Genomic DNA, 1085 nt, shown 5'->3' on the forward strand with positions numbered 1-1085 from the left:
TTCTGAAGCATAATTTTCTAAATCGGATTTTTCAAGTTCTCCATTCAGATATTGGTCGCATTTAGCGATTAAGTCCGAACGTGATATTTTGATTTCTTGATTCAATTCTGCGTTTTCTTAAATGGTGTACAACGGTTTTTGGTATGTTTTGTGGCGTGTTTTAAGCAACTAATTTAGTAAATATTTACCGACCAAGAAAATCCGAGAGGATTTTCGTAAGTGTGCTAAAACCAAGCTATAAAATATACCAGTTGTTAGCAAAAGTTATTTTATTTCTGATGCTGTAATAGAATTAGATTTGATATTTTTATCATTGAAACTTTCAATTTTTGGTATTATCGAAAATAAACTATTTAGTTTTTCAAAATTATCTTTCTGGATACTTTTATAATTATTTAAAGAACTATTTAAATCACTATTCAATTCTTTTGTTTCTTTAAGAATTAGGTCATATTTAGTTTTTATTTTACTAATGAAATTCTTGTCAAAATGAATTTTCGGATTATAAGTAATACTTATATTATATTTTCTATTAGAACAGAATTCTCCATCAAACCTATTAATTTCAATGTTTTCATAAGTTTTGATTTCGTTTGGCTTTATTTCATCTATATCTTTCAAGATGTTGAAAGTAATTACTTCTCTGCCAAACATAACCGATTCGTAACCATCATCATTTGTTTTACACTTTTTATTTGATGATATTTCTAAAGAGTATGGGAATCTATTCAAACCGCTCTTTTTTAGACTATTTTTAGTATCTAAATGTTTGTAGAAAAAATATTTTTTCGGTGTGACTATATAAACTGAACTATCGGTATTATTCTTTATAGAAATACCTATTGTTAGTTTTGTTTCTTTAGACTTGTAACTTGCATTAGTCAACTCTATTGATACTTCGTTTTGACTAAATGTGTATGTAGTTATAAATAACAATATTAGTATTAATAATCTTTTCTGTTTCATAATTGTTCGTTTCTTATTTTTGCTAACGGTTTAGGATAACCAAAGTTGTGTTTTGGTAATCGCAATTTTTCGATTTATAAAATTAATAAAATAAAAGTTAAGAAACATTCTATTTAGCA

1 protein-coding gene is annotated in these 1085 nt (G+C 25.8%); it reads right to left on the reverse strand.

Going from position 1 to position 1085, the window contains the following annotated elements; genetic code table 11:
• Positions 1–264: 264 nt before the first annotated feature.
• Complete coding sequence (locus BLU40_RS17465) at positions 265–966, reverse strand: hypothetical protein (protein WP_090126846.1); 702 nt, start codon at positions 964–966, stop codon at positions 265–267.
• Between the last annotated feature and the right edge of the window lie 119 nt (positions 967–1085).

Source organism: Lutibacter oricola (assembly GCF_900106565.1).
Taxonomy (GTDB): domain Bacteria; phylum Bacteroidota; class Bacteroidia; order Flavobacteriales; family Flavobacteriaceae; genus Lutibacter; species Lutibacter oricola.